This is a genomic window from Paraburkholderia sp. RL17-383-BIF-A, from assembly GCF_046028015.1.
In the GTDB taxonomy this organism is placed as follows: Bacteria; Pseudomonadota; Gammaproteobacteria; order Burkholderiales; family Burkholderiaceae; genus Paraburkholderia.
Window position 1 is genome coordinate 194,059 of record NZ_JARESR010000002.1, and the last position, 22,511, is coordinate 216,569.

The window sequence follows — 22,511 nt, forward strand, 5'->3', positions numbered from 1 at the left end:
ATGTTGCCGATTTGGCGAATGCACGTATTTGGTGCGACGCAGAGCCCAAAGTTTTTAGGGCTGCATGTGGCGCGGTGCGCCCATTCCCCGCAAACGCGCGCGTGGTGTGGTTTTGCGCCGGGTTGGCGCATACATGGCACAGAAGCTGCTTTATTGGTGCCGATCGATTTGTCCGAGCATAGTTTTATATTCATCCTGAGGCATTGAGGGGTGGACGTGCCGGGACGGGTCAGCTAGATTGGGCGGCGGCTGAATCCGCCGAATTCGTTAATCAGGAGATAGGTTATGAGTAAATCCGTGGCCGACGTCGTTCAACTCGTCAAAGACGAAGACGTCAAGTTTGTCGACTTCCGTTTCACCGACACGCGCGGCAAAGAGCAACACGTTTCGGTGCCGGTGTCGGCATTCGATGAAGACAAGTTCGAAAGCGGCCATGCGTTTGACGGTTCGTCGATTGCCGGCTGGAAAGGCATCGAAGCATCGGACATGTTGCTGGTCCCGGACGCGAACACGGCCTTCATCGACCCGTTCTACGAAGAATCGACCCTCGTGCTGACCTGCGACGTCGTCGAACCGGCGGACGGCAAGGGCTATGAGCGCGACCCGCGCTCGCTGGCAAAGCGCGCTGAAGCGTATCTGAAGAGCACGGGCCTCGGCGACACGGCATTCTTCGGTCCGGAACCCGAATTCTTCATTTTCGACTCGATCAAGTGGGGCACGGATCAGTCGGGCACGTTCGTCAAGATCGGTTCGGAAGAAGCACCGTGGTCGTCGTCCATGGACTTCGAAGGCGGCAACACCGGCCACCGTCCGGGCACGAAGGGCGGCTATTTCCCGGTCGCTCCGGTCGACACCTTCCAGGACATCCGTTCGGAAATGTGTCTGCTGCTCGAACAGATCGGCATTCCGGTCGAAGTGCACCACCACGAAGTCGCGGGCCAAGGCCAGAACGAAATCGGCACGAAGTTCTCGACGCTGGTGCAACGCGCTGACTGGCTGCAGCAAATGAAGTACATCATCCACAACGTCGCGCACACGTACGGCAAGACGGCAACGTTCATGCCGAAGCCGGTGGTCGGTGACAACGGTTCGGGCATGCACGTTCACCAGTCGATCTGGAAAGACGGCACGAACCTGTTCGCAGGCAACGGTTACGCAGGTCTGTCGGAATTCGCGCTGTTCTACATCGGCGGCATCATCAAGCATGCTCGCGCGCTGAACGCGATCACGAACCCGTCGACGAACTCGTACAAGCGCCTCGTGCCGCACTTCGAAGCACCGGTCAAGCTGGCTTACTCGGCACGCAACCGTTCGGCATCGATCCGCATTCCGCACGTGTCGAACCCGAAGGGCCGCCGTATCGAAACGCGTTTCCCGGATCCGATGGCGAATCCGTACCTGTGCTTCTCCGCGCTGATGATGGCGGGTCTGGACGGCGTGCAGAACAAGATTCACCCGGGCGAAGCCGCCGACAAGAACCTGTACGACCTGCCGCCGGAAGAGGATGCAAAGATCCCGACCGTGTGCGCCGGCCTCGACCAGGCTCTGGACGCGCTGGACGGCGACCGCGAGTTCCTGACGCGCGGTGGCGTGTTCACGGATTCGATGCTCGACGCGTACATCGAACTGAAGACGGGCGAGCTGCAACGCTATCGTCAGTCGGTGCACCCGATCGAATTCGAAATGTACTACTCGCTGTAAGCGGCAATGGCGCTTCGCCCTTCACACGGCGAAGCGCTTTGCCCGACGCTCGCGATCGGTCACGAAGGGACGGCGGCGCCGTCCCTTTTTTGTTAGGCCGAGCACAACGTTTGCGGCGTACGGGCGTGGTAGAGGTATCGAGCAAGGCAACACGCGGACTACCTGATTTATCACCATCTCCTATCGGCCAGACTGCAAGATGGTTCTAAAGAATCTGATCAAGGCAAGGAAAGGGCACGAGCAGACGCTCTCGGACGACGCTCAACTCGTCAGCTCCGGATTGCTGCCCGGCTTCGAGGCGTTGCCGACGGTTGTGCTGGTGCTCGAAAAGCGCACGCTGCGCGTCGCGTTTGCGAATCCGTCAGCGGAGTCGATGCTGGATCTCTCGCGCCGGCAACTCACGCAGATGGCGTGGCCGGACATCTTTTCGAATGCCGACGAACTGGTCGCGACCATTTCCGCGATCGCCGCCCACCGTTTTCACGCGACGCATCTGGACGCCGTGCTCGAACGTCCGGGCCACGAGCCGCTGCATGTGCATGCGATCGTCGGCTTTCTGGAAAGCGCGCAAGACTATGTGCTGCTCGAACTGTTCGAGAACGAGCGGCATTTACGCACCGACCGTGAGGAGCGCATCAACGACCTCACGGCGGTCAACAAGCAACTGATCCGCAATCTCGCGCACGAAATCAAGAATCCGCTGGGCGGGATTCGCGGTGCGGCGCAACTGCTCGAGTTCGAACTCGGCGAGCGTCAGCGCGATGAGTTGCGCGAGTACACGCAGGTCATCATCAAGGAATCGGATCGGCTGCAAACGCTGGTCGACCGTTTGCTCGAACCGCACCGCCATCCGCATATCGTCGGCGACGTGAACATTCACGAGGTGTGCGAGCGCGTGCGCCAGGTGATTCTCGCGGAGTTTCCGCGCGGCCTCACCATCGAGCGCGATTACGACGTGAGCGTGCCGGACCTGCGCGGCGACAAGGAGCAACTGATCCAGGCGCTCCTGAACATCGTGCGCAACGCGGCCGAAGCATTGCGCGAACGGATTTCGCAAGGCGATGCGCGGATCGAATTGCGCACTCGCGTGGCCCGCAAGATCACCGTGTCGAAACGTTTATGTAAGCTGGCATTGGACTTGCGTATTACTGACAACGGCCCAGGCATTCCCGAAGAAATCCGTGACCGCATTTTCTATCCGCTCGTGTCGGGGCGCGAGGACGGCAGTGGTCTCGGACTGACGCTCGCGCAGACATTCGTGCAACAGCACGACGGTTTGATCGAAGTGGATAGCCGCCCGGGCCACACCGAGTTTCAGATTCTGCTGCCGCTCGACTGCTAACACGATATGTATCTCAAGACTTCTGACCGACCCATATGAAGCCGATCTGGATAGTAGACGACGATCAATCGATTCGCTGGGTGCTCGAAAAAGCACTGGCCCGCGAAAACTTCGCGACCCGCAGCTTCGCGAACGTGCGCGAAGCGTCGGCCGCGCTCGATCACGACAGCCCGCAGGTGCTGGTTTCCGATATCCGGATGCCTGGCGGCTCCGGCCTCGAATTGCTGCAAACCGTCCGTGACAAGGTGCCGGGCTTGCCCGTCATCATCATGACGGCATTCTCCGATCTGGATAGCGCGGTCGCCGCATTCCAGGGCGGCGCGTTCGAATACCTCGCCAAACCTTTCGACGTCGACAAGGCGGTCGAACTGATTCGCCGCGCGGTGGACGAAAGCATGCGCGGCGAACAGACGTGGGACGAGCGCGTCACCGAAACACCGGAAATGCTCGGCCAGGCGCCGGCCATGCAGGACATGTTTCGCGCGATCGGCCGACTGTCCCATTCTGCTGCAACCGTGCTCATTACCGGCGAATCAGGCACCGGGAAGGAACTGGTCGCGCGTGCGTTGCACCGACATAGCCCACGCGCGAACGGTCCCTTCATCGCGCTGAACACCGCGGCGATTCCAAAGGATCTGTTGGAATCCGAATTGTTCGGTCATGAGCGGGGCGCTTTCACCGGCGCGCAGGCCATGCGCCAGGGGCGCTTCGAGCAGGCTGAGAACGGCACGCTCTTTCTCGACGAAATCGGCGACATGCCGTTCGATTTGCAGACGCGGTTGTTGCGCGTGCTGTCGGACGGGCAGTTTTATCGCGTCGGCGGCCACAATCCGCTGCGCGCCAATGTGCGCGTGATCGCGGCGACGCACCAGAATCTCGAATCGCGTGTTCGTCAGGGTCTGTTTCGGGAAGACTTGTATCACCGTCTCAATGTGATCCGCTTGCGTTTGCCGGCCTTGCGCGAACGTAGCGAAGACATTCCGCTCCTCACGCGCCACTTCCTGCAAAAGAGCGCGCGCGATCTCGGCGTCGAGCCGAAGCGCGTGTCCGAAGAGGCGCTGGCCTATCTCGCTTCGCTGCCGTTTCCGGGCAACGTGCGTCAGTTGGAGAACCTCGCCAACTGGCTGACGGTGATGGCGCCCGCGCAGACCATCGAGATCAAGGACTTGCCGCCCGACCTCGGGCCCGCGCAAGCAGGCGTGACCGATCTGGCCGGCGGTGGCGGCGCGATCGGTGCGGGGGAGGCGAGCCTGGCCGGCGGCGCGCCGGTCAACGGCGCGAGCGCTGTGGTGCATCCGGCCGCGGCGGGCGGATTGCCGGTTGCGAGCCCCGTCAGCGCCTGGGAAGGCGGCTTGCGCACCGAAGTCGCGCGCATGTTGCGCGAGAACGCGGCGGACGTCATGGACGAACTCGCGCGCCGGTTCGAAGCAGCGGTGATTCGCGAGGCGCTGGACTTCACGCGCGGCCGCAAGGTGGAAGCGGCCGAGCGTCTTGGCATCGGCCGCAATACGATTACTCGCAAGATTCAGGAACTGAATCTCGAGCCTTAAAGGGATTGCCTGGTCGGTAATCCTATCTATTCTGAACTTGATGTCTGGCACCATGGGCGCTTTGGCGCGCATGGTGCGGCACGATGTCGCCTTAACGAGTTCACCTGCAGAGCGAGCGGCATAATCGGTTCTCCTTTCTATTTCGGGAGCCGTTATGTCGACGCCGTTTTCCTGGCCTCTTTCCCCCGACACCTTCCTCGCATTCGAAGCGCTCGACGATCCGGTGGTGCTCGATTGGGTGGAGCGGCAGAACGCGCGTACGCTTGCGGAATGGGGGAGCGGGGCGCGCTTTGGCGCGTCCAAAGACCGGCTCGCCGCGATTTACTTGCGTGACGATCGCCCGGTCATCCCCGGGCGATGGCGGGATTGGGCTTACGATCTCTGGCAGGACGAACACAATCCCCGAGGTATCTGGCGCCGCACTTTATGGGCGAATTGGCGTGCAGGCCAATCCGACTGGCAGACATTACTCGATCTCGATCTGCTTTGCGAAGAAGAGCAGATGCCGTGGGTCTGCGTCAACGAGAAGATCCTCGATCCGGATGGCGACCGGGCGCTGATCTTCCTCTCGCCCGGTGGGGCGGATGCGCTCGTCGTGCGCGAGTTCGATCTGGAAACACTGCGTTTTGTCGATGATGGATTCGCGCTTCCGGGACCAGGCAAGCATTCGATTTTCTGGATCGATCGTGACACTGTCTATCTTGCTTGGGACAACGGCGGCGCGAGTCTGACGCGTTCCGGCTACCCGCGCGAAGTGCGGCGCTGGGCGCGCGGCACACCGATAACGGACGCACCGGTCGTGTTCCGCGCAGAATTCGACAATGTGTCGGTTTGCGCATTTTACGAGCCCGTCGATCGGCGCCACGCGCTGTCCGTCGCCGTCGATTCATTTGATTCAGAGACCTACTATCTTTCCGCTTCGCAGGAGTGGCAGCGTTTCGACGCGCCGACGCACGTCGCAATCGAGGCGTGGGCCGGCTGGCTGCTGCTTCAACCGCGCCTTCCCTGGGATTGCGGCGGGGTCGTCTATGCCGGCGGCACATTGCTCGCCGTTCGCGAGGCGGCATTCTTGCGCGGTGAGCGCGATTGCGTGCCACTCTTCGTGCCCACGCCGACAACTTCGGGCTGCGGCTACTCGATCACGCAGCACCAGCTGATCGTTTCATATCTCGACGACGTGCAGCAGCGCACGGTTTTGTGGCATGCAAGACCGTCGGGCGATGCGTCCTGGGAGTGGATATCGCGCGAGTTTCCATTGCAGGAGAACGTGCAGGTCGGTGTTTCGCCGATCGAGTCGACCATCGGCGACGAGGCGTATGTCAGTGTGGAGGACTATCTTCAGCCCGGTGGTTGCTGGATTGTCGATCTCGCACAGGATGATCTCTCGCAGTGGCAATTGATTGACCGATACCCTGCCAGTTTCGATGCCACGCCTTTCGCGGTGACGCGCGCTCATGCGGTGTCGGCGGACGGCACCCGGGTGCCCTATACCCTGATCGGGCCGCGAGAGCGCACAGAGCAACCGCGGCCGTGTTTGCTGAACGGGTATGGCGGCTTCGCGATTTCGCTGACGCCGGGCTACATGACCGGGGTCGGTCTCGGTTGGTTGGAGGCCGGCGGTGTCTACGTGGTGGCGAATACGCGTGGTGGCGGGGAGTTCGGCCCTGCCTGGCATACCGCGGCGGTGGGTCCCAACCGGCAGCGCGCGTTCGACGACTTCATCGCTGTCGCGCAGGCGCTCATTGACACCGGGGTGACGACGCCTGCGCAACTGGGCATTCAGGGCGGCAGCAACGGTGGCCTGCTGGTGGCGGCGTGCATGGTGCAACGGCCCGAGTTGTTCGGTGCCGTGGTCAGTCAGATGCCGCTGCTGGACATGAGCCGCTACCATCTTCTGCACGCAGGGGCATCATGGCTCGAAGAATACGGCGATCCGGATGTCCCGGAGGACGCGAGCGTGCTCGCCGCGTATTCGCCTTACCATCAGGTGTCGGCTAACCGGCAGTACCCGCCCGTGCTGTTCATGACATCCACCGACGACGACCGTGTACACCCCGGCCATGCCCGCAAGATGGCCGCACGAATGCAGGCGCTCGGCGCCGCGCAGGTCTGGTACTTCGAGGACACACAGGGCGGCCACGCAGCCGCGGACGGGCTGCAAATGGCGGTGCAGGACGCTCTTGTCCTCGAGTTCTTGTGGTCGTGCCTGGGTGACGGCGAGCGGCGTGCCACCTGAGCGCCTCGCGGGCGCGTGAGATCCAGTCAGTCGGCCAGGCGAGCGTCAGCCGAGTTGCGCGACAACCGGCGCGTGGTCCGACGGCTGATCCCACTTGCGCGGCACCTTGTCGATGTCGCATGACGAGCACACTTCAGCCAGCGCCTTCGACAGCAGAATGTGATCGATGCGCAGTCCGGCGTTGCGGCGGAACGCCATCATCCGGTAGTCCCACCACGAGTAGAGCTTCTCCGGCTGCTCGAACTGGCGGAATGCGTCGACGAGGCCGAGTTCGATCAGACGCACGAACTCCGCGCGCTCTTCGGGTGACACCAGATTCTGGCCTTCCCACGCTTTCGGATCGTGCACGTCGCGGTCTTCCGGCGCGATGTTGTAGTCGCCGAGCAGCGCGAGCTTCGGATGCAATGCCATTTCGCTCGCGATCCAGTCGTGCAGCGCGGCGAGCCAGCGCAGCTTGTAGGCGAACTTGTCGGTGCCCGGCGCCTGGCCGTTCGGGAAATAGGCGGAGATAACGCGCGTGCCTTCAATGGTCGCTGCAATTACGCGTTGCTGCGGATCCTCGAACCCGGGAATGTTGCGCACGACGCTGCTTTCATCCACCGTCAGGCCGTCGCGCACCAGAATGCCGACGCCGTTGTAAGTCTTCTGGCCGGCGAACCAGCTCCGGTAGCCTTTCTCCGCGAGTTCGGCGCGGGGAAATTTTTCGTCCGGCAACTTCAGTTCCTGAAGGCACAGCACGTCGGTGCCGCTGGTTTCGAGCCAGTCGATCACATGCTGCTGGCGGACTTTGAGGGAGTTGACGTTCCAGGTGGCGATTTTCATGACATTCTCACAAGCTTGCGTGATTCCGATAGTCCCGCATCTTATCGCGCTGGAGAGGGGGCGGTGAAAATGGCCCTGGCGCGGCAACGAAAATAAAAGGGCGGTGCCGTCCCGCTGCGGCGTATAGTGGGATCACACACACTCGCATTCTTGCGCATCGGGGGAGGCATCATGGCTGAACTTTATCCGGCTCTTTATAAGGACTTCGAAGTGCACCCGTTGGTGTTTTCGCGGACGTTCGACAAGTTCGACGGCCACAAGCGTCATGCCGAAGGTTACGACGTCGCGGTACGCGTTTGCCGGCCCGGCGCGATTAGCGGCTCGACGGCGAGCCGCGTGTTTCGTCTCGTGCGGCCGTCCACGTTTTCCGATTTTGGTGTGGCCAAGCGCAGCGCGAGCCAGTACGGCGCGGATATCATCGACGGCAAGGTGGAAGGCGCGACGGTCCAGGATCTGTGAGTCGTTTCGCGAGCGCGAAATAATTCGCGCGTTTGTTTGACGTATTGAGAACATCTCTATACAATTCGTTTTCTCTGACGCGGGGTGGAGCAGTCTGGCAGCTCGTCGGGCTCATAACCCGAAGGTCGTAGGTTCAAATCCTACCCCCGCAACCAAAGCCCAGTAGTGAGTGTCGCGATAGCTGGGTAGCATGCAAAAGGTTCTTTGCTTGCAGGGCAATCGTCATGTAGTTCAGGCGTGAGTGTCCAAAAAAAATCGCAAGATATCGCAAAACATCAAACCCGCTACGGCGGGTTTTTTGTTTTCCGCATCTGACCTATTGAGACCCGCTGGCTCACGCATTCGACAACTGCTCGTGCGAGGCGGCATGCATTGCAACCATTCGCGGCAGCGGTCTTGCAAACGAAGGGATATCACTTGAACGTCGTGAACGATCTCAACGCGCTACACCAGCTCGCGCCAGACGCGGACGAGGATTAACGCAAATTCGCGCCGTACGCTGCGTTCGCGATGGATGGCGTCACCTGAGCCGCACCAGCTCAATCATTGTCCTGTCTCGCTATTTTGGTCGTTCGTACGGACTCGCTTGCCGCGGAAGCAGGGAAGGGGTTGGTCAAGTCGCGGTTGCGAAGCCATCCGGTCACGATCTTACGAGAGTCTGTTTCGTCAATCGACATATCGGGACTCACGTATCGCGCGTACGAGTAACCTTCGCGCCGGCTAAGTAATGTGACGAGATCTCCTGGCAAAATATACTGTCGCCGTTTGCCGATGCCCGGTTTTTCATAGAAATAGGTTTTGTTGGTGGAAACGGCGATACCAACGGCGTCGAATCGTTCAGTCGCCGAATACTGACTAGCGCCACGTTCTCCGGGCGCCGCATTAAACAAGCCCGCTGCACTCTGACACCCCGCGTGCGGACGATCTGTTTTTAGCGCGATTTCATTGTCGTGCAGATACAGCGTGCCGTCGATTTCCGCCCGTGGGTCGCGTTGAGCATAGGAGAACATTCCTTTATAGGGAATGAAGTCGAACGTCTTCATTCGCAACACCTCTGTTCCGTCCGCGCTTTTGACTCCCTCATCTCTGTTCGCCATGAACAGGAACCCGCATGAGAATGGGGTTTCCTGGGCGCGGTAATAGCCGACGATATCCTCCCCCGACTGATAGGTTACGAAACTCAGTTCGTCGTATGTCGTCGCGACACCGGCGGTGGCGATTTGGCAGGCCAACATAAGGAAGCAGGATGCAATCGCTTTGAAAAGCCCTCTATTTGAATTTTTCATAAAATTTTCTCATCGAGTCAGGATATTTTTGAGGATAATGTTGGCCGTTGTAATAATATGCAAAAGACTCCCAGTTCTTCTCTTGCAGTGCTTTTTTTGCTGAACTGTTCATGGACGTAGGCGACAAAAAGATCAAATTGCTCGTCAACGCCCTGCATTTCGAGGTTGGCTAACTCGATGGGACTTGCGTAGCCCATTTCTTCGTAGAAAAAGGCCAACACCTGGAATGCTCCCCATGAGCAGGCCATGATCGCGGCATCACGATTCAACGCGCATGCCTGAACAAAACGCTCGTATTGGTGCATGACTTTTTCATCGCTGTGCGACCAGCCATGATCGTCAGTTTCGCCAGCCGTGTATCCGCCTTGAATCGGCAGGCAAAGATTAGGAAATGCCGGGAAAGGATTCGGCTGCTTTTTTAATAAAGCCGGCTTTTCATTTCTCTTGTCCTTCGGCAAGAGGGATCGAAAGAAGACATGACGTTCGTAGCGAATTTTTGGCAAGCCGTTGTCACAGAATCCCACCCCATCGCTTTCGGTCATCGCGACCGCCTTGATGGCAGCCGCCTCACAGCCGAGAGTCTTCGCCGCCTCAGCGTATTTCTTCTCGCTTATTTCGAGCGTTTTGGGATAGTTGAGCTTTGATCCGAGCACGTTGAATGCGACAGTGGTCGGCTTGCCGGTATCGACAACCGTGTAGTAGTGGTCAATGGTCACGGTCGTCTTTTCCTTTTTCGTCTTGTCGTCGATCGTGGTTTCCTTATGGCGTGTCGGCGTATCCCTTTTGACTTTGCCCTGCTCAGTGACTTTCTGCGACCAACCGATATAAGGCCCAAACTCGCCCACGAGCCGCTCGACGGTCATGACTTCATCGTGTTGCACCACAGGAAGGTTCAATTCCTGCTCGAATTCCTCCTTCGGCGTGAGCTTCGTCGTGGCTTCCAGGTGGTATTCGGGGCTGGTGACCGTAAATACGCTGATGTCTTTCTTCGGTGTGACCGTGGCCTTCCAGACGAACTCGCCTCGACGGTTCTTCACCAGCACGTCAATCGGCTGGTTCCGTGCGGCATTGCGAATCGTGATCGCGTAGCCGTCTTTGTCCGTTGTCGCTTCAATGGTGTTTGCAATTGCAGGCGGAGGAGGCGCGGTAGCCGCGGAGGCGACAGCGGGAGCGGACGTGGCCAGCGTTGCCGATGCGTCGGCAGCGTCGGTCTGCGCGCCGGTTGTCCATTGCGGAGCGGGCCGCGCGCCCGCACCCGCCTTGATCTGCACGGAGAGTCCTTCAATGGGCTTCTGCAGGACGTCACGAAAGACAAGGGTAGCTTGCACGTAGGGTGCAGCCGATCCCTTCGGCTGACTTGCTGGATGCTTGTGATGAGCCATAGGTTCTTGCAGGTTCGTTGTTCGTTTGCACACACGACTCACGCCGACGCGTCGCTATCGTCGGACTCGTCATGGTCGTACGCGTCTTCCGCGACGCGCCAGTCGCCCGCGCCAACTTCGCACTTCACTTGGGTCGATGCCGGCGTGGTGACGGTGAGCGTGGCCCCGTTCGTCAACATCCCCTGCTGCTGGATCGTGCCGTCGGGCAGATAAATTCGATAAGACTGGTCTGCCAGCCTTAGGCCGACGCCATGATTCCTGGCGACGGTACTCACGTCGAACGTCTGGGTGTAAATGCCGGCCGGATTCTGAACGAGCGGGGCGAGCGGAAGGACGGGCAGTGGCGCGCGCATCGACGATGCGTCTGGTTTGCCCCAGTGAGGGGTCTTTTCGAGAATGGGCCCGGGCGAGCCGTTGACGATGCCGCCCGCGCTGATCTGGATGTACGAACCGCCCGCGCCAATCCAGACTTCCTTCGCGGCGGTGAGAACAATCTTGCCGTCTGTGCTGCCAATGGTGATGTCCTTGAGAGCGGCAAGCGCCAGTTCATCGCTTTGCGCCTGGATGTCTATCCTGCCTTTCGCCGCGATCAGCTTCATGCCGAGCGCGTAGGCGAACATGGAGATCGCACCGCGCACCGAGGCGAGTAAAGACCTCCCTGATGACACGCTCACGTCGCGGCCCGCCGTGACCGCATGATCATTTGCGCTCGCCATGTGCGTGCCGTCGGCCGCCGAGGTCGCGATGCCCGCGCTACTCGCCAGCAGCAAATCGGGGCGCGTCATTTCCGGTGACGGGTTCTCGCAGGTTCTTGCGCCGCCGTTGAGCGCGTTGTTCTGCGCGCCGATCGAGCGGGCTGCGTCGTTCTGGTTTGCTTCGATGGGTTGGGCGTTGTGCCGCTGCGCAAGCTGCGCGAGGTCTTCATGCTGTTCGCGCGCCCGCGTTAGACGCTGCACCGTTTCACCCATGTCCTTGACGGGCGACATTGCCCCGGCCCGTGGTTCGGTCGTCACCAGCATGCCCTGGTTTGCACGCACCACGCCGTGCGCCTGCGTTGCCAGTTCGAAGCCTTCACCGCGCGCCTCGTCGCGTCCTTGGTGTCCGTCGATACGCGTGTTAAAGCCGAGCACGAGCCGCGACTGCGCGTGGTCACTTGCAACCTGAACCTGCAACTGTCCAGGAGTGTCGTCCGTCACGACGCTGTTGGCCGAGTGGCCTTTCAGTTCCCGGCTGCGCCAGCCCGACAGCGCATCGTTCTTCGGCAAGGCCCACGGAGCCTGGTGAAGCTCTGTCGTATGCTCGGACATGATGTAGGGCCGGTCCGGGTCGCTGTCGTAGTAGCCCACCAGAACGTGGTGTCCGACGCGCGGCAGCCACATGGCGCCGTGTTCGGCGCCATGCCAGGGCGACGCGACCCGCAGCCAGCAGCTTGCGTCCTGGTCGGTCGGCCCGATCCTGTCCCAGACAAAATGAGCTTTGACGCGCCCGTACTGGTCACAGTAAGTTGACTCTTCTCCGTACCCCGTGATGACGGCCGCTTCGGCGTAAGCGCGGGGCTTCTTCGCTTTTTGCGGCGCACGGTAGAACGTAGCGGCGGGCACGGCCATAAACTTCGTTTCACAACTGTACGGGCGCATGAGACTGCCATGCTGCGAGACGGTGTCGTTGTTGACGATTTCGGTATGGGTGGACACGACCAGGTATTCGCCGTCGCCGGGCGTCAGCGGATAGCCCTGGAGGGCAAACGTATAGCCCGTCATCAGTCCGCGCAGGTTGCCTTTGCCTTTCGCGCGCAGACTCTTCGAACGGTGTGCTTCGACTTTCACGCGTGCGAGGTGCTTGCTGTCGAAGTCGGGATCATTGCGCCACGAAGGATCGACACCGTTCGGTCCTTCCATGGGCTGCGAGTAGTCGCCCCACGCATATTCCTCGGCGTTGTCGCATGAGCGCTGACTGTGGTCCGCCTGTTCGACCGTCAGCGCCGCAAGTGACTGCGTGTAGTCGTAGTCGACCAGCGTCACCTGGCCCGTCGTCAGTTGCCGGGAAACGCGAAACGCGTGGACATGTTCTTCGTCGATGCGCTGGCCGTCGCGGTCGAGAAAGCGCAGCGTCTGATAAGCGGGCGGGTGCTTCTGATAGGCGCCAGGCGAGTCGCACAACACCAGCGTGCTCTCGTTGAAGAAGAACGTAATGCCCCATTCCTGCCACAGCCGGGACAGCCACGCGAAATCCGACTCCCACCACTGCCGCTGATACTCGCGCTTCGGATAGGGGCGGCGCGCAGCGCCGGGACCGGCGAGGCGCATGTCGAACGGGTACGGGTATTTCTGCAGTACCTCGCGCGTTATCTCGGTCACGTCCTTGTCTTGCAGGATCCGGCTATCACGGTTCAACGTGGCGAGATATAACCAGGGGCGAATGTTAAGGCGGTAGTACGCACGCCGCTCATCCGCGCCGACGCACTTCGCCGAGACGATCAGCCCTGTCAGCTTGCGCACGTCCGCGCCGCAGTTCGCTGCCGTGCCCGAGCGGCCCGGATCTGAGGCGCCACTGCCCTCGATAGCGATGTTGACGGTGACTTCCTTGCCGATCAGCGAGTCGACGTCGACTAGCCGCTGCGCCTCGACAACGCTCAGCCGCGCGTCATCCATCGTGCTGACATCGACATCGTAGTCGTACAGACGGCCGAGCTTCTCTTTCCCCGCCAGCCGGCCAACGACGAACAGTGATTCGCCTGCCCATTGCGGCAGCGCCTTGCCGCTCATTTCCAGCGTGCGCGGCTGTTTAAACCAGGACATCGGCGACTCCAATCATCAGCAACTCCCTTGGCGAGCAACTCAGATAGGGTGGTAAATCAGGCACTGGAAAATGAGATCGTCACGCCGCTCAAACCGCGTCGCGCGTGCCGGCGCGCGGTGGCCAGCGTCCAATTCGCCCGCGCTGCTTCGAGCGCAATACGGTCGTGGTGAACGAACGAGGCGACACATGGCGGGCCACGTAGCGTTCCAGCACGAGCGCAAGCGTGTACGGGCTCACGCCACCGAACTCCGTTTCGTCGAAAGTCAGCTCGCATTCAATCCCGCGGCCGAACATGTGATCGCCGTCGAGCGCCAGACGACGGTTGACAGGCGTGGCGGTTGCGCCCACTAGCCCCGCCACGTGACGCCGCAATTCATGAGACTCGGTGCCCAGGTACAGGTCCATCAGCCTGCGCAGTCCGTCGGCGGCGCACGGTTGATCCGGCCGGCCATCGAACGCCCTGTAGGTGAAGCTCAGTTGCCCGATCAACTGCCATGCGCGCTTACCGAACGCAAGCGGTGGCCGGGGCGTCGTCGGCGCGCGCAGCAGGCCAATGCTCTTTTGGGGAATCGAGCTCGCCACAGACAGGTCGGACACGCCGTTGCACGGCACCACGCACGGGAGGTCACGATTGGTCAGGAGCGCTTCGAGCGACACATTGCGAATGCCTTCTGCATCAGGCATTCCGTTCTCGTCCACCAGCGAGAGGAACGTGCGTGTTTCCGTGAACGGCCGGCGGCTGCCGTAGTGGCGGGAGTCATCAGCCGGGCGGGTCAACTCGCGCCGTATCGTAAAGTAGCGCCCGCTTTGACCATCGCCATGCCGGTAGCGCGCGTGCAGGGGATGGAGTCGCAGCGCTTCGGCATGTTCCGAAACCTGTCCCTAGGCACCCGATACCGAATACACCTCGTAGTCGCGCGGAAATTTGGCCACAGGCACGAGCGGGTGGTCAGCTGCCCGAGCGCCAAGCGCCAGCCACTCGGTGCGCCGTGGAAACAGGTTGATGATGGGCGTGCAGAACAGCGCGAAATGCGACGCGTCGACCGTCTCTGCCAGCTTGTCCACGCGGCGGTCGAGTAACACGATGATTTCAGCCTCAGTGCTGCCGATGGCGGACAACCCCTTGCCAAGGCCGGTGAGCGTGAAAAACCAGAAGCGTGCGGGACAGCTGAAATACTCCTGCAACAGGTTGTGCCCGTGAAACTTGTGAGGAACGGCGGGCAGCAGGCTCTGTTCCGGTTCGAGTGCATCATGCACGACCGCATTCTCGGTGACGACATGCAGCGTGCCGGTCGTGAACTCGCCGGGTACGCCCGTGATGGTGGCCACGCCGGCCGCGTGAACCAGTTCGAACAGGTGTGAGGCGCTCGCTTCGTCGCCGGCCAGGCAGACCGTCAGCCGGTCGAGTTCCGCGAGACTTGAGATCGGTGCGCCGTTGATCGTTCGCAGAAGAAGCCGCAGCGCGCCCTGTATCTGCACGTCTTGGGCGACGTAGCGGCCGAGCCCCGGAATGTCGGGCGGGATGCCGGTTAGCCGTGCCTGCGCGATTTCCAGTGGATACAACGTCACGTCCTGGCTGCTGCGGAACTCACAGGCCGTCAACTCACCGTCTGGCACGCGTGACATGAAGGCGGTGCCGCGCGGCACCACGGTTGCGTTGGCGAACTGCTTTCCTCGTACGAGCGGGAACACACGCGCGACAGCCATTGAGGGAGTCTGGCTGACATAGTTCGGATAGAGGGTTTGCAGCAGCGGCTGGGTGAACTCCGCGAAGGTTTCATCGAGGCGCATCTGCATGCGCGCGGTCGAGAAGGCCGATGACTGGAGCAAGCGCTCGACGAAGGGATCGCCGACTTCGCCCGCCTGCATGCCGAGTCGCTTCGCGATCTTCGGATGCGCGTTGGCAAACTCCTGCGCCAGTTCGTGCATGTAGAGCAGTTCGGCGTTGTAGTGCTCAAGAAGTCGCGGGTGCATCTGTGCACATTATCTCGGGCAGCGCCTTGGCAAGGCAAACGGAAGGGTGCGTCCGTTGCAGGGGTGGACACGCGTGTCCTCTACATATCCCATCGCTATGTCATCCTTATTATTTGAGTTGAAAGACAGACCAGAACCGTCATTGAATCGTAAGCCGGCCCATCCTGCCATCGGAAAATTCACAAAAGGGCGGGAGATATTTCCCTTTGGGCGCACGCGTCGAACACAGTGCGAATTGGCTGCGCGCAGTCAGCGCGCACTGCTTTCCTGATCGGTCCCATTAGCGTCGCAATGATTTGCCTTGCGTCGTTGGTCGAGTCAGCGGTTACGGCCTCTCCAGGCTCCTGTGTTTTGCCGTGACCCGTTGCGACACTTCGTCAAACCGGCCGTCGACAATCTGGGTTCGTGCCGTTTAAATATGACGTGTACGACGCAGATGAATCAGCAAAGCGATGCTGTCGCCGTGAGCGCTGTGAGAACCTGCATGATTCGCGATGAGCGAAATCTGATCGCTACCTTCGATAGCGGCACGGCGATTCTTATCCTGCGGCGCACAGCGAGGCTGCAAAGCTAGCCGGGAACCGAATCACGTCGTGACGGCATCCGGCCATGTCCGTTGCCGCTGCGGACAAGCCACCACCGTTCAGCAAGACAATCCATTTGCCAATTAAGGTGTTCGTCAACGGCCTTGTTCCGAGTCGTGCACATGCCGGCCAGGTGTTGGGAAGCGAAGCGGGTGAGCAAACACCACCCGTGCGAGAAACAGATCGGCACACTCCATCTTGTCGCGCCAGGCGCACGGCCCTCTCGCGCTACGTGCACAGGCAAGCGGATCGCGAGAGGCTCCTCAATGGCTAACGGATGGATGGATATGGCATCGAACTTGAGTGTGGGAAAGAACGTGGTCACTGGTCAGGAATCCTACTTTGGTGAAGTGAAGCTGACACCCGAGCAGATCAGGCTCGTCAATGCGAGCCCCCAGTTTCGATCTCAATTATTCGATTATGGCAGTGACGTGAGTTCGGGCAATATGGATCCGATGAGCAGGGGCAAAGACATCGCCACGTATTTCGACGGCAGGCACATCGTAGTCGGTCAATATCAACACTCGACGATGTCTGACGCTTCCGTGCTGGGTCATTTGTCGCATGAAATTGGCCACTACGAGAATCGCGCGAACGATAAAGCGTTCAAGTCGCAGTATGCCGTCAATCCGCGCGATCCCCAGGCCTATAACGTGGCGGCGCTAACCGGTGCTCATCAAGAAGGGGAGGCGGTCGCGAATAACTTTCAGATTCAACAGGAAATCCAGAAAAGCACGGCCACTGAGAACGCGCCCGGAACCCAGATCGAAGTTAGCGGACTCCCGGGCCTCCAGGAAAAACTCGATGCCCTGCACGCAGTCGATGTAGGCGCAGGCAAGTCGAGCGCGGAGGATCGCAATAATCTTATCGTTGCCGGGATGAACGCCTATGTTAATGCAAATCCTTCCACCGCGACCGGTAAGTCCTACTACCAATACTACGGGGAGGGCAGTCGCGCGCCGGCACCTGAAACCGGCAGTATCAAGCAGGTAGAGTTCACCGGCGACGAGCAGGGTGACATTAATTCGATGACTGAGCATTGGGCGTCCGGCGATGTCGGCACGCAGACGTTCTCAAGAGGCAAAATCCAGACTGCAGAACTCGCGGACGCTCACGGCGAATTAACCTCGACAGCGGCCTATAGTTACGCAAAGGACGGTGCCTATTCGGTCGACGTCAGGAACGGCGCGGGGCGTGAAACTGAGCGTGCCGAGTTCAATGCGGACAGGTCAGGAACAGTGCGCGATTATGCGAGCGATAACTCGTCTCAAGCCACTTCGTTCGATGCGAAAAACCGCAACACGCAGATTGCCCAATTCGACGGCAAGGGAGAGAAAATCGAAGCGAATTATATCGTTCCAGAAACGGGAAAGTTCGCAGTTCAGGATCGCAAGTCAACGGACGGCGGGCGTACGGTGTCCAACTATGATGCAGAAGGACGTGTTCGGGCGCAGTTCCAGTACGATCGCGATGGACAGCCCGTATTGTCGCGTGACCTTGACGAGAATGGTAAGGATACGTTCCTGGTGGAGTACCACAAAGACGGTAGCCGGACAGTCGCAACTGTCAATGCCGACGGTTCCGAGACTGCCCATATAGTTGACAGGAACGGCATGCGTGGCAAGGACGTCACGTTGCAGCCGCCAAAGGAAGCAGGCGCGGCTAAAGCCTGACGGTTTTTCTGACCCGCTTGCGGGGCAGCCGAGTCGCAGCCCCGCACGCAGGGCAATCAAACCGTTCGCCCGGGTAATAGGAAGATCTTGCCGTCCGCGCCGCGAAATGGTCATGTGCCTTGAGCACCGCCAGGGGCAGCTGGGCGCGGACGCGTGCGCCGAAGTCTTCCGCTCCGCCCGTGCTGCCCTCACTCCTCACCAATCGCCCACTCCACCGCCGCTTGCGCATGCAACGCGGTCGTATCGAACACGGGCAACACCGAGTCTTCCGGCTTGATCAGCAACGTAATTTCCGTGCAGCCGAGAATCACCGCCTGCGCGCCACGCGCGGCCAGCGCCTCGATCACACGCCGATACACCGCGCGTGAAGCGTCATTCACCTTACCGTGGCACAGCTCGTCGTAGATGATGCGGTGCACCTCGGCACGTTCGGCTTCATCCGGAACCAGTGTTGTCAGGCCATAGCGCTCGCGCAGGCGCCCTGTGTAGAAAGTCTGCTCCATCGTATAGCGCGTGCCGAGCAAACCCACTCGTTCGACGCCGGCCGCACGCAACGCGTTGCCGGTCGGGTCGGCGATATGCAGGAACGGCACGTCGATCGCCGCTTCGATCGATTCATACACGCGATGCATCGTATTGGTTGCGAGCAGCACCAGATCGGCGCCGCCGCGTTCGAGTTGGCGCGCGGCATCGGCCAACTGTCGGCCAAGCGTGTCCCAGTCGCCCGCGCGCTGGAGCGCTTCGACCGGCGCGAAGTCGACGGTGAGCATCAGGCTGCGGGCGTTGTGGTGGCCGCCCAGGCGCGCTTTGGCGTGGCGGTTCAGGAGCCTGTAATACTCGGTGGACGATTCCCAACTCATCCCGCCGATCACCCCAATTGTTTTCATGTGCCTGCTCCCTGAGTGAATGACGGCGCGGCATCGACCGTCTGTCCGGCGAGTATAGGCGGGCGGCCGGACGCGCAGCCGGTACGGATCGCGCGCCGCTCGCCGGTACGGCCAGATGAAAAAATGCGCGAAAAAAACGCCGGATAAACGTCGCCACACGCTTTCTGACGCCGATAGAATCGTGATCAATCAGGAAGGGCCAAAGGGAGCGATACATGGATCTGATCATCCGCCGCGCGACGTTGCCACCGGGCGCCGCGCCGCAGCACAAGGAGCCGGTCGACATCGGCATCGAAGCGGGCCGCATCGTCGCCGTCGAACCGAATCTGGCCGCGAGCGCGCGCGAAGAAATCGATGCCGCCGGTTCACTTGTCACGCCGCCGTTCGTCGATCCGCATTTCCATATGGACGCGACGCTCTCGTACGGATTGCCACGCGTGAACGCATCGGGCACGCTGCTGGAGGGCATCGCGCTATGGGGCGAACTGAAGCCGGACCTCACGCAGGAGGCGCTGATCGAGCGCGCGTTGCAGTATTGCGACTGGGCCGTCGCGCGCGGGCTGCTGGCCATCCGCAGCCACGTGGATGTGTGTGATCCGCGCCTGCTCGCGGTCGAGGCGCTGGTCGAAGTGAAGCGCCGCGTCGCGCCGTATCTCGACCTGCAACTGGTGGCCTTTCCCCAAGACGGCGTGTTGCGCAGCGCGGGCGCTTTCGAGAATCTCAAACGGTCGATCGCGATGGGCGTGGATGTGGTCGGCGGCATTCCGCATTTCGAGCGCACCATGGCCGACGGCGCGCAGTCCGTGCGTCTCTTGTGCGAGTACGCGGCGGAGCAGGGCTTGCGCGTGGACATGCATTGCGATGAATCGGACGACCCCATGTCGCGTCACATCGAGACGCTCGCGGCCGAAACGCATCGGCTCGGCTTGCAGGGGCGCGTGACCGGCTCGCATCTGACCTCGATGCATTCCATGGACAACTACTATGTCAGCAAACTCCTGCCGCTAATGCGCGAGGCGGGCGTCGCGGCGATTGCGAATCCGCTGATCAACATCACGCTGCAAGGCCGCAGCGACACCTATCCGAAACGTCGCGGTATGACACGCGTGCCGGAAATGATGGCAGCGGGCATCAACGTCGCGTTCGGCCACGATTGCGTGATGGACCCGTGGTACAGCCTCGGCTCGGGCGACATGCTGGAAGTCGCGCACATGGGTTTGCATGTGGCGCAGATGACGGGTGTCGAAGGCATGCGCGCCTGCTTCGACGCGGTGACGGTGAACGCCGCGCGCATTCTCGGCCTCGAAGGCTACGGCATCGCGCCGGGCTGCGCGGCCAATCTCGTGTTGCTCGACGCGCGCGATCCGGTGGAAGCAATCCGCTTGCGCGCGGCGCGTCTTGCTGTGGTGAGTCGCGGCAAGGTGGTGAGCCGCGCGCCGGCTGCGCGTGCCGCGTTGTCGCTCGAAGGGCGGCCATCGGAAGTGGATTTCAAACTGCATCGCGCCTAGTTGCGCGTTCAGCGCTGACAAAGAAAAAAGCCGGTGCCTGCGTTAAGCAAGTCACCGGCTTTCATCGGACGACGCAAGCGCCGACGCTCGCATTAACCCCTCAATGCGCCGCGCCCGGCGTCATGCCGTTGTGACGCAGCAGTGCGTCGATATTCGGCTCGCGGCCGCGGAATGCCTTGAACGATTCCATCGCCGGACGGCTGCCGCCCACTTCCAGAATCTCCTTGCGATAACGCATGCCGGTCGCCTGATCGAGCACGCTGCCGCTCGCCGCTTGCGCCGCTTCTTCAAATGCCGCGTAGGCGTCGGCAGAGAGCACTTCAGCCCATTTGTAGCTGTAGTAGCCCGCCGCATAGCCGCCCGCGAAAATATGGCTGAACGTATTCGGCCAGCGCGAGAACGGCGCTTGCGGCACGACGTGGAAGCGCTCGTTGATTTCGCTCGCGAGTTCGGTGGCGTTCTTCGTGCCGGAGGCGTCGAAGCCGGTATGCAGTTGCATGTCGAACATCGAGAATACGATCTGGCGCAGCGTGCCCAGACCGCTCTGGAAGTTCTTCGCGGCGAGCATCTTGTCGAACAGTTCGCGCGGCAACGGTTTGGCGGTTTCGACGTGCGAAGTCATGTCGCTCAGCACGTCCCACTCCCAGCAGAAGTTCTCCATGAATTGCGACGGCAGTTCGACCGCGTCCCACTCCACGCCGTTGATGCCCGACACGCCCAGCTCATCGACACGCGTGAGCATGTGATGCAAGCCGTGGCCAAACTCGTGGAACAGCGTGATCACTTCGTCGTGCGTGAAGCAGGCGGGCTTGCCACCGACCGGCGCCGAGAAGTTGCAGGTCAGATATGCGACCGGCGTTTGCACGCTGCCATGCGTGTGCTTGTGACGGCCGCGCGCGTCGTCCATCCAGGCGCCGCCGCGTTTGCCTTCACGCGCATACAGATCGAGGTAGAACTGCGCGACGAGCCCGCCGTCCTGATTCTCGACGCGGAAAAAGCGCACGTCCGGGTGCCACGCGGCCGCTTCGTCGCGGCGGATGCGCACGCCGAACAGCGTTTCCGTGACCTTGAAAAGACCCTTGAAGACAGCGTCTTCCGGAAAGTACTGTTTGACCTCGTTCTCGGAGAACGAATAACGCTTCTGACGCAGACGCTCCGCGGCAAACGTCATGTCCCACGGTTGCAGCTCGCTCATGCCGAGTTCGTTCGCGGCGAATTCGCGCAGCTCCTTCCAGTCCTGCTCGGCATGCGGACGCGCACGCGTGGCGAGGTCTTCGAGGAAGCTCATGACCTGGGCGGGCGACTCGGCCATTTTCGGCGCGAGCGAGACTTCGGCGAAGTTGTTGAAGCCGAGCATGTGCGCTTCTTCAGCGCGCAGCTTCAACTGCTCGGCGAGCACCGCCGTGTTGTCCCACTCGGGCTTGCCGTTGCCGTATTGCGGGCCGAGCTCGGAAGCGCGCGTCACGTACGCGCGATACATCGCCTCGCGCATCGGACGATTTTCCGAGTACTGCATCACCGGGAAATACGACGGGAAATGCAGCGTGAATTTGTAGCCGGTTTTGCCTTCGCGCTCGGCCGCTTCCCTGGCGGCTTCGACCACGTCTTCGGGCAGGCCGGCCAGTTGCGCCTCATTGCCGGCTTCGACGATATACGCATACGCATTGGTCGCGTCGAGCACGTGATCCGAAAACGCTTTCGAGAGCGCCGCCTGACGTTCCTGCAATTCGGCGAAATGCGGCTTCTGGTCTTCCGGCAATTCCGCGCCGGACAGGCGGAAATCGCGCAGCGCATTGCCGAGGATCTTCTTGCGCTCGCCGGTCAGCGAGGCGAAATCGCTACTGGCATGCAGCGCCTTGTACTTTTCGTACAGCGCGAGATTCTGTCCAACGCTCGACCAGAATTCGGTGACACGCGGCAGATTCTCGCCATACACGGCGCGCAACTCGGGCGTATCGGCGACGGCGTTCAGATGGCCGACCACGCTCCAGGCGCGCGACAGCGGTTCGGTCGCGCGCTCGACCGGTTCGACCACGTCGGCCCACGAGGCGGGCGTGATCGGCTGGGCGGCGCGCTCGACGGCGGCGGCAGCGTCGGCGAGCAGCACATCGAGGGCGGGCGTGACGTGTTCGGGACGGATTTGGCCAAAGCGCGGCAGGTCGGAGAAATCGAGGAGCGGATTGTCGTGATTCGAGGCGGTAGTGGACATGAGGCTTCCTGTCTGACGCGGGTGAACGGGTAATCGGTGCATGGACGGGTGTCCCCTTGGGCAACGCCCTTCGGGGCGCGCGCGACGACGCCCTGTCGC

The 22,511-nt window shown here is 61.2% G+C and carries 12 protein-coding genes, 1 tRNA gene and 2 pseudogenes; 8 read left to right on the forward strand and 7 right to left on the reverse strand.

Going from position 1 to position 22,511, the window contains the following annotated elements; all coding sequences use genetic code 11:
- Positions 1 to 285: 285 nt before the first annotated feature.
- The 4 genes from glnA (at position 286) to P0D71_RS03130 (ending at position 6,829) form a co-directional block, all read left to right on the forward strand.
- Positions 286 to 1,701, forward strand: a complete 1,416-nt coding sequence (glnA, locus tag P0D71_RS03115; protein WP_091792861.1) for a type I glutamate--ammonia ligase — start codon at positions 286 to 288, stop codon at positions 1,699 to 1,701.
- A gap of 199 nt (positions 1,702 to 1,900) precedes the next feature.
- The gene (glnL, locus tag P0D71_RS03120) at positions 1,901 to 3,043 is read left to right on the forward strand and encodes a nitrogen regulation protein NR(II) (protein WP_091792862.1); all 1,143 of its coding nucleotides are present in this window, start codon (positions 1,901 to 1,903) and stop codon (positions 3,041 to 3,043) included.
- A gap of 35 nt (positions 3,044 to 3,078) precedes the next feature.
- Complete coding sequence (gene ntrC / locus P0D71_RS03125; protein WP_408187249.1) at positions 3,079 to 4,593, forward strand: nitrogen regulation protein NR(I); 1,515 nt, start codon at positions 3,079 to 3,081, stop codon at positions 4,591 to 4,593.
- A 154-nt stretch (positions 4,594 to 4,747) separates the two neighbouring features.
- Positions 4,748 to 6,829, forward strand: a complete 2,082-nt coding sequence (locus P0D71_RS03130; RefSeq protein WP_408479255.1) for a prolyl oligopeptidase family serine peptidase — start codon at positions 4,748 to 4,750, stop codon at positions 6,827 to 6,829.
- A 45-nt stretch (positions 6,830 to 6,874) separates the two neighbouring features.
- Here the strand turns inward: P0D71_RS03130 and xth are convergent, their stop codons facing one another.
- Complete coding sequence (gene xth / locus P0D71_RS03135) at positions 6,875 to 7,651, reverse strand: exodeoxyribonuclease III (protein ID WP_408479256.1); 777 nt, start codon at positions 7,649 to 7,651, stop codon at positions 6,875 to 6,877.
- 171 nt (positions 7,652 to 7,822) lie between these two features.
- On the opposite strand from xth, the gene P0D71_RS03140 reads away from it, so the two are divergent.
- Together P0D71_RS03140 and P0D71_RS03145 are read left to right on the forward strand one after the other, a co-directional pair.
- Positions 7,823 to 8,110, forward strand: a complete 288-nt coding sequence (locus P0D71_RS03140) for a hypothetical protein (protein WP_091792866.1) — start codon at positions 7,823 to 7,825, stop codon at positions 8,108 to 8,110.
- 78 nt (positions 8,111 to 8,188) lie between these two features.
- Positions 8,189 to 8,265 (forward strand) — tRNA-Met (locus P0D71_RS03145).
- Between the two features lie 384 nt (positions 8,266 to 8,649).
- Here the strand turns inward: P0D71_RS03145 and P0D71_RS03150 are convergent.
- The 4 genes and pseudogenes from P0D71_RS03150 to tssF all read right to left on the reverse strand — a co-directional run bounded on the left by P0D71_RS03150 (position 8,650) and on the right by tssF (position 15,551).
- Positions 8,650 to 9,396, reverse strand: a complete 747-nt coding sequence (locus P0D71_RS03150; protein WP_408479257.1) for a hypothetical protein — start codon at positions 9,394 to 9,396, stop codon at positions 8,650 to 8,652.
- A pseudogene (locus P0D71_RS03155) lies at positions 9,380 to 10,778 on the reverse strand (N-acetylmuramidase family protein). The gene P0D71_RS03150 and the pseudogene P0D71_RS03155 overlap by 17 nt, the downstream one beginning before the upstream one ends.
- 38 nt (positions 10,779 to 10,816) lie before the next feature.
- Entirely contained in the window at positions 10,817 to 13,576 is a 2,760-nt protein-coding gene (locus tag P0D71_RS03160; RefSeq protein ID WP_408479258.1) for a type VI secretion system Vgr family protein, read from the reverse strand.
- Between the two features lie 88 nt (positions 13,577 to 13,664).
- Positions 13,665 to 15,551, reverse strand: a pseudogene (tssF, locus tag P0D71_RS03165) (type VI secretion system baseplate subunit TssF).
- Between the two features lie 871 nt (positions 15,552 to 16,422).
- Between tssF and P0D71_RS03170 the strand changes: the two are divergent.
- Positions 16,423 to 17,808: a hypothetical protein gene (locus P0D71_RS03170; protein WP_408479259.1), complete on the forward strand. Its 1,386-nt coding sequence runs from the start codon at positions 16,423 to 16,425 to the stop codon at positions 17,806 to 17,808.
- A gap of 188 nt (positions 17,809 to 17,996) precedes the next feature.
- Here P0D71_RS03170 and P0D71_RS03175 read toward each other — a convergent pair whose 3' ends face one another.
- Positions 17,997 to 18,695, reverse strand: coding sequence for an aspartate/glutamate racemase family protein (locus P0D71_RS03175; protein WP_408479260.1), 699 nt, complete (start codon positions 18,693 to 18,695; stop codon positions 17,997 to 17,999).
- Positions 18,696 to 18,910: 215 nt separating this feature from the next.
- Here P0D71_RS03175 and P0D71_RS03180 point away from each other — a divergent pair, with 215 nt between their 5' ends.
- Positions 18,911 to 20,203, forward strand: coding sequence for an amidohydrolase family protein (locus P0D71_RS03180; RefSeq protein ID WP_408301718.1), 1,293 nt, complete (start codon positions 18,911 to 18,913; stop codon positions 20,201 to 20,203).
- Between the two features lie 100 nt (positions 20,204 to 20,303).
- On the opposite strand, the gene P0D71_RS03185 is transcribed toward P0D71_RS03180, so the two are convergent.
- Entirely contained in the window at positions 20,304 to 22,412 is a 2,109-nt protein-coding gene (locus P0D71_RS03185; protein WP_408479261.1) for a M3 family metallopeptidase, read from the reverse strand.
- Positions 22,413 to 22,511 lie beyond the last annotated feature (99 nt).